The following is a 6,018-nucleotide window of genomic DNA, read 5'->3' on the forward strand; positions in this document are numbered from 1 at the left end:
AAGATCTTCATCCTGCTGGTCCGCAGGGGCTGGCGCCTCTCGGTGAACACCGTCGCGAAGCTGATGGCCGAACTCGGCCTCGTCGCCCGGGTGGTCAGACGCCGAAGCGGGCTGACCAGGCCGGGGAAGCGGCCGGCCGCACCGGACTTCGTCAAGCGGCACTTCACCGCCGAGGAACCCAATCTCCACTGGGCGGGCGACATGACGGAGATCGTCACCGAGGAGGGCAAGCTCTACCTCGCCACGGTCATCGACCTGTTCTCCCGACGCCTGCTCGGCTACGCGATGGGCTCCACCACGACGCGGACCTGGTCATGGCGGCGCTGAACATGGCAGCGGCCGCCCGCGGCGGCGACGTCCGCGGCGTGGTCTTCCACAGCGACCGCGGGGTGCATAGGAAGGACTCCACAGTTCGAGGGGATTGACAACCCGCTGCTCCCCCGGCTCCGCCGCGACGACCTGGTCACCACTACCTGGCAGGAGTCCGCCTCCGGCCCACCCCGTCGCTACTACGCGCTCATCGACAGCGGCCGGGGCGCGCACGAGTTCACCCGCGTCTGGTCCGGCTTCCGCAACGCCGTCGACGCCTTCCTGACCACCCCGCTCCCCCTTACCGGAGATTCCGCATGAAGACCTCTGCCGAGCTTGTACTCGACTACCTCTCCGCCGTCGAGCGCGAGGCCTCCGCGCTCCCCGCCGACCGTCGCAGGGAACTCCTCGCTGACCTCGCCGAACACATCGAGGCGACACGCACAGAACGCCCCGCTGCCGCGATCGGCGAGGTCCTGGCGGAGCTGGGGGACCCCCGCACGATCGCGACGACGGCCCTGGCCGAGGCGTCTTGATGGTGTTCTGCTTCTTATTGCCGGAGACGAAGGCCCGCCGTCCGGGCCTGCCTGCCTTCGGGCGGCGAACCTGGGTCTCGGCGCCGTCGATCCGCAACTGGATCCCCGCGGCCTCGGCGTAGGCGAACACGTCCGCCAGGGTCCGAAGTCGCACGCCGGAGTGGTCGGGGACTGCGAAGCCACGCATGGCCAGCAACGGGCGGATCTCCCCGATGGCGCGGGAGATCGTGGAGCGGGCGATGCCGTACAGCTCGGCGAGCGCGGCGTGCGGGAGTCCGGGGCGTAGGTGGACCAGGGTGACGAGCAGGCGGTCGGTGAAGACCAGGTCGTGCTTCGGGCCGGCACCGGCCTCCCGCTGCCGCTCGGCACCGCGCCGCTCACGAAGCTCCGACTCGCGCCGGGCGAGCCACAGATCGGCCAACTCTTCGATCACATCGCCGAGATGTGCACGCGAGGCGCCGCAGAAGGCAGGATGGGTCAAGGCCGCACGGGCCCACTTCTTGGTCACACTGGAAGCACCCGTGCAGCCACTGCCACGTCACGGCTGCCCGCCGATGATCAATGGGGGTGGCTCTTCAGCTGAAATTGTCCGAGCTGGGAACTTCCCTGCAGAAGGGCAAACGCAGCCGGCGAAGCATCGGCCCGAGCATCAGGGCCTCAGCAGTCCGCCCACCCACCAGTCGTGTGGCTTGCCATCGTTGGCGATGCTGCGATTGCGCAGTGTCCCTTCGACGGTGAAGCCGAGTTTCTCGGCGACGGCACGCGAGCGGGTGTTCCCGGCCATGGCCCACCACTCGATGCGGTGCACGTCGAGCGTGGCCCAGCCCCAGTTGCACAGGGCCCGAGCGGCCTCAACCGAGTACCCGCGTCCGCGCTGATCTTTGACCGCCCAGTAACCGAGCTCCCAGACGCCGCGGCTGATGAGGGTCAGGCAGTACGAGCCGACCAGGGCGCCGGTGTCCTTGCGGAACGCGCCGAGGGTGTAGTCCTTGTCCTCGGACCACTGGGCGGGCAGCTCCTCGCCGACGAGCTTCTCCGCGTCCGCACGACGGTACGGCACCGGCACCGGGGTGTAGAACTGGATGTCTTCGTCCTGGCAGGCTTCGTACACCGCATCCACGTCGGCAGGTGTGAAGGCCCGCAGCAGCAGACGGTCGGTCTCGAGAGTCACTGGATCCATCGCGGCAGTATGACCACCATCAACAAGCGGCGACCAGCGAATATCCCGACCGAGCACCGCCACCACAACACCCGGGCTGGTCAACGCTCGTCGCAACACCCCAGATCAGCTGCCCCCGAGACGGAGCTACACCCACCATCAATCGCGGACCGAGCCGTTACCCCTGAGGGCGGTAGCGGCGCCCTGGCCTGGGAGGGTTTCCGAGGCGCGCGGCTGCCCGGCCCCGGCTACGCCTGGGCGCGCTGGCGCGGCACAAGCTGCCCACATGCGTACGGAGACCACCACCCACATCAGGATGCACGGGATCCCACGGGCTGTTGGCGATGAACTGGGCCAGGGCCTGACGGTTACCGTCCCAGCCGGGCCGCCATCGGCTCGACCGATTTGCGCTGCCCGTCTGTGGAGTAGGACCCGCAGGCCCCCCACCGGCACTGATCCTTCGGCGAACGGCTCGAAGACCTCCGCGACGAAGTCCTCCAACTCGGCGCGTACAGCTGCACTTTCCTCCGGCGTCACACGCTTCAACGACACCGAGCCCTTAGGACACGCAACACCAGTCCCAACCTGACCAAGCCCTACTGGGTGGCCGGCCAGGAGCGGTGGTCGCGCCCGCGTCGCAGGCGCTCCGCCGTACGCGCCAGCGGCTGCGGGCACGGCGGGGCGCCGTCACGACCGGATCGATCATTTTCGGCCGCCCCGGAAGGGTCGACCGGGGCGCGACATCACCCTGCACCCCCTGGGGCGAGGCCGGTTGACCAGGGTTGACACCCAGGATTTCATCCGGCGTTCTGGCGCGATACCCATCTTGTTTCGGCGAAGTTCGCTTGCTTAGCATCACCAAGATCACTTTATGGTCACACAGTTGGCCGCCCAGGGGCAGGACTGGGCGCGCACGCAACGGGGAGTTAAGGATGAGTCTCAACGAGCAGGGTTTCGCCATCATCGACACGCCTCCGCTCGATGATCACGTACTCGGGGAGTTCGAAAAGCTGCCACTGGATCCGTACACCGGTTCGACCCAGCGCTACCGGCGCTTCTCGCAGTTCCGCCTCGTCCACGACGGCGCGTGGAAACTCGAACTGCTGCCGCACCGCCACTTCGCGCAGCCGCGCCAGTACAACGATCTCGTCGGCGGCCAACTGCGCACCCTGGAGCCGCTCACCACCGACCCGACGCCGCTGATCGCGGCCGGCGCGAAAGCCCTCGGGCTCGACCGGGACACCGACTGGCAACTCAACGTCCACCAGTGCCGCGTGGTGTCCACCCCCGACGTCGAGGGCGTCGCGGCGCCGGAGGGCCCGCACCGCGACGGCCACCACTACGGGATCGTCGCCGTCACGCGGCGCCACAACATATCCGGCGGCGAGACGCAGCTGATGCCCCTCGGCGGCGGCGAGCCCTTCTTCCGGACCACCCTCCAGGACGGCCAGGCGATCGCCTTCGACGACCGCCTGATGTTCCACCACGTCACCGACATCGAACACCTCACTGACGAAGGCGGTCACCGCGACGTGTGGCTGGTGGCGGTCAACCCGTGGGACGAGCGCCGCTACGGCGAGGAGTACGAAGCCGCCGTCCTCGCCAGCGCGAAGGCGTGACCGCCATGTCGAACCCGCTCCTCGCCGTGCCCTCCGCGGCTCCCGTCCCCCGCGGTACCGCCGCCGTCTACGACCGGATCGGCATTGGCTACTCCTCCGTCCGCCGCCCCGACCCCCGGTGGGCCGAGCTGATCCACGGGGCACTCAACGACGCGCGTACGGTGCTCAACGTGGGAGCCGGATCCGGGGCCTACGAGCCGGCCGGCGTCAGGCTCGTCTCCGTGGAGCCGTCACAGGAGATGCGGGCCCAGCGGCCGGCGGGCACAGCCCCGTGCGTCGCCGCGGGCGCCGAGCACTTGCCCTTCGACGACCAGAGCTTCGACGCCGTCATGGCGGTCCTGACCGTCCACCACTGGTCCGACCTGGAAGCGGGCATCGCAGAACTTCAGCGGGTCGCCAGGCGTTTCGCCATCGTCACGTACGACATGGACGTCCAGGGCGGCTTCTGGTTCACCCGCGACTACGTGCCGGAGATCGCGGACGCCGAGCGGTCCCGCGTCCCTTCGATGGAGCGCCTCACCTCCCTGCTCGGCCCGTGCGAGGTCACCGAGCTCCCGGTGTGGCACGACTTCACGGACGGTTTCATGACCGCGTTCTGGCGCAGGCCCGCCGCGTACCTCGACCCCGCGACCCGCCGGGCCTGCTCGGCGTTCGCGCTGACGGACCAGGTGGCCGTCGCGCGCGGTATCGCCCGACTGGAAGAGGACCTGGCCTCGGGCGCGTGGCAGAGCCGCTATGCGGATCTGCTGGACCGTGAACACATCGACGCCGGCTTCCGCCTGGTGACCGGCGTCTCCCCGCACGCCGCTGACGCCGGGGCGACGGGGGTGTCCGCGTGAGCGCCGACCACGAGCGCCTCGCCGGGCTCGCCGAGCGCCACGCCACGCCGTTCCACGTCCTCGACTGCGCCCGCCTCGACGAGGCCGCGGACCAGCTGGCCGGCGTGCTCGGCACCCTGAGCCGCGAAACCCGCGTCTACTACTCGGTGAAGACGAACTACCTGCCGTTCATCCTGCGCAGGCTGGCCGCCCGCGGCATGGGCGCGGACGTGGTGTCCGGCTACGAGATGGACGCCGCACTGGCCGCCGGGTTCGACCCGGCGGACATCGTGTTCAACGGACCGGTCAAGACCGAAGCGGAGCTCGCCGCCGCCGTCCGCCACGGCGTACGCGTCCACATCGACGGCGAGCAGGAGATCGCGGTCATGGAGCAGCTGGCGGCCGAAGCCGGGCATCCCGTGGAGGTGGGCATCCGGATCTCTCCCGGGGTCCCGGTCTCGACCTCCAGCGATCCCTCGTACCGTGCCCAGGCCACGGCCACCGCTCTGCGCAACCGCTTCGGCTGGCCCGTGGGCTCGGCCGAACTGGCCCGCGTCGTCGCCCTGATCGCCGACTCTCCCCATCTGACGCTCACCTCGGTGCATGCCCATCTGAGCAGCCAGATCGTCCACGAGGAGCTGATGCTCCGGGCCATCGGACGGGTCCTGGACGAGGCGGCGCAGCTGCACCGCCGCTTCGGTCTGCGCGAGGTGAACATCGGCGGCGGATTCGGCGTACCAGGCATACGCCGGCCGCGCACCGGTCCACTGACGGCACTGTGGGCCCAGCAGGGAGGCATCCCCGCACAGGACGAGGAGCCTTTCCTGGACGTCGCACGGCTGCTGCCCGCGGTGGACGGGCTCATGGCACGCGCGGGCCTCGACGGCGTGGCCCTCGCCTGCGAGCCGGGTCGCTGGCTGGTCTCCGACGCCATGAGCCTGGTGACCCGGGTGGTGTCGCGCAAGGAGCTGCCGGAGGCACGGTGGCTGATCCTGGACGGCGGCAGCAACGTCGCCCCGTGGGCGGGAACCGGAGAGGTCCACCGGATCGAGCCGATCGGGCGGACGTACTCGTCCCGCACCAGCACCTGGTCGGTGTCCGGGCCCCTGTGCTACGAGAACGACATCCACGCGTCCGCGGTCGACCTGCCGGACGACACAGGGCCCGGGGACCTGCTGTGCCTGCGCGACACAGGTGCCTACTCCCTGGGACGCAGCAACAACTTCATCCGCACACGGGCGGCCGTCGTCGCCGTCGACGGCGACGATGAGACGCTGGTCTGGCGCGCCGAGACCGGCACGGACGTCTTCCTGCTGGCTGACCCGTCGCCCCAACCGGCCACGGACCCAGGTGTCGAACCGGCCACGGAGCCCATAGCGCCGGCGCGGGCGGCCGCCGCACCGGTGGCCCTCGCAGCCGGGACCACATGGTGATAAAGGGTTACGCGGAGCTCCTGCGGCTCCCGGGCGCGAGCGCGGCGGCGACCCCCGCCGCGCGCGCGCCCCAGCCCCCCACGCTGGGGCCCCGGTGGCGGCAACAAACGAGATAGGGAGAGCCTCGGGTAGTGAAATAGTGTA

Annotated in this window: 5 protein-coding genes and 3 pseudogenes; 6 read left to right on the forward strand and 2 right to left on the reverse strand. The window is 70.0% G+C overall.

The features are described 5' to 3' along the window. From ABZZ20_RS36430 to ABZZ20_RS36440, 3 genes and pseudogenes are all read left to right on the forward strand, one after another. The coding region (locus tag ABZZ20_RS36430; RefSeq protein WP_356877283.1) for a DDE-type integrase/transposase/recombinase at positions 1-327 on the forward strand (327 nt) is incomplete at its 5' end. Positions 328-429: 102 nt separating this feature from the next. Then, positions 430-630, forward strand: a pseudogene (locus tag ABZZ20_RS36435) (helix-turn-helix transcriptional regulator); the annotation flags it as partial. Beyond that, positions 627-839 (forward strand): annotated as a pseudogene (locus ABZZ20_RS36440) (hypothetical protein); the annotation flags it as partial. The pseudogenes ABZZ20_RS36435 and ABZZ20_RS36440, both read left to right, overlap by 4 nt. 1 nt (position 840) lies before the next feature. Here the strand turns inward: ABZZ20_RS36440 and ABZZ20_RS36445 are convergent. Together ABZZ20_RS36445 and ABZZ20_RS36450 are read right to left on the reverse strand one after the other, a co-directional pair. Beyond that, positions 841-1,326: pseudogene (locus ABZZ20_RS36445) on the reverse strand (transposase family protein); the annotation flags it as partial. 168 nt (positions 1,327-1,494) lie between these two features. Further along, positions 1,495-2,025: a GNAT family N-acetyltransferase gene (locus tag ABZZ20_RS36450; protein ID WP_266572643.1), complete on the reverse strand. Its 531-nt coding sequence runs from the start codon at positions 2,023-2,025 to the stop codon at positions 1,495-1,497. 911 nt (positions 2,026-2,936) lie between these two features. On the opposite strand from ABZZ20_RS36450, the gene ABZZ20_RS36455 reads away from it, so the two are divergent. From ABZZ20_RS36455 to ABZZ20_RS36465, 3 genes are read left to right on the forward strand one after another with little or no spacing between them, the layout of a single operon-like run. Next, positions 2,937-3,623 (forward strand): 2OG-Fe dioxygenase family protein, encoded by a 687-nt coding sequence (locus ABZZ20_RS36455; protein WP_356877285.1) that lies wholly within the window; start codon positions 2,937-2,939, stop codon positions 3,621-3,623. A gap of 5 nt (positions 3,624-3,628) precedes the next feature. Beyond that, positions 3,629-4,462, forward strand: coding sequence for a class I SAM-dependent methyltransferase (locus ABZZ20_RS36460; protein ID WP_356877287.1), 834 nt, complete (start codon positions 3,629-3,631; stop codon positions 4,460-4,462). Next, positions 4,459-5,874, forward strand: a complete 1,416-nt coding sequence (locus ABZZ20_RS36465) for a hypothetical protein (RefSeq protein ID WP_356877289.1) — start codon at positions 4,459-4,461, stop codon at positions 5,872-5,874. Before ABZZ20_RS36460 ends, ABZZ20_RS36465 begins: the two co-directional genes overlap by 4 nt. Positions 5,875-6,018 lie beyond the last annotated feature (144 nt).

It is taken from the genome of Streptomyces sp. NPDC006430 (assembly GCF_040612395.1).
Classification (GTDB): domain Bacteria; phylum Actinomycetota; class Actinomycetes; order Streptomycetales; family Streptomycetaceae; genus Streptomyces.